Source organism: Ideonella azotifigens, from assembly GCF_006519715.1.
Classification (GTDB): Bacteria; Pseudomonadota; Gammaproteobacteria; order Burkholderiales; family Burkholderiaceae_C; genus Ideonella; species Ideonella azotifigens.
The window spans coordinates 1-1,001 of the sequence record NZ_VIDT01001203.1 but is presented as its reverse complement, the minus strand read 5'-3'; the positions used below and the strand labels follow the sequence as shown (position 1 = coordinate 1,001).

General features: G+C 70.0%; 1 protein-coding gene. It reads left to right on the top strand.

Annotated features, from left to right (window positions below; all coding sequences use genetic code 11):
- The coding region (locus FKP22_RS33330; protein ID WP_375140645.1) for a tetratricopeptide repeat protein at positions 1-1,001 on the top strand (1,001 nt) is incomplete at both ends.

Sequence of the window (1,001 nt, the reverse complement as noted above, 5' to 3'; positions counted from 1 at the left end):
GCCGCCGACGCGCTGCGTGGACTGGCCGAACGCAAGCCTGCCGCCCGGGCGTCCGGCTGGGCGTCTGTCTGGACACTGGGCTGGTTCGGCCAGCAGTACGCCGACGACGAGACCGACCGCGCCACCCGCTATGCCCGCTTCAACCTGGGCGTGGCGCTGATCCGCAGCGGCCAGCGCGACTCCGGCGTGAAGATCCTCGACGAACTCGGCCAGCAAGCCGCCGGCAACGAGGAAATGCGCGCACTGCGCGACCAGGCCAACGTCGCATTGGGCTACAGCGCACTGCAGGCCGAGGAACCGGAAAACGCCCGCAAATGGCTGGAGCGCGTGCGCCTGAACGGCCCCGCCTCGAACAAGGCGCTGCTGGGCTTCGGCTGGGCCGCGTTGTCGCTCAAGCAGCCCAAGCTGGCGCTGGTGCCCTGGACCGAACTGGCCAAGCGCGACAGCGACGACGCCGCGGTGCTGGAAGCCCGCCTGGCCATGCCGTACGCGCTGACCGAACTCGGCGCCATTGCGCCGGCGGCCGCGCAATACGAGCAGACCTTGGGCCAGTATGCCCAGTCCGACCAGCAGCTCGACGAGTCGATCGCCGCGCTGCGCAATCCCGGCTGGCTGGACGCGCTGCTGACGCTGAACCCCGGCGAGGAGATGGGCGCACTGCGCCAGATCTCTCGCCTGCCGCAGATGCCGGCCGCCGGCCACCTGCGCCTGGTGATGGCGCAGAACGATTTCCAGGAAGCCTTCAAGAACCACCGCGACCTGCGCTTCCTGCAGGCCAACCTGGCCGACTGGCGCAGCAAGCTGGCCAGCTACCGCGCAATGCTGGACCACCGCCGCGAGTTCTTCGACAAACGCCTGCCAGTGCTGCACGCGCAGACCGGTGGCATTGACCTCGCCCCGCGCAAGCAGCTGCGAGACCAGTTGAGCGCTGAGCTGGCCCAGGCCACCACCGATGGCGACGGCCTGGCCTTCGCCGACGCTCGGCAGCGCAGCCTGCTGGG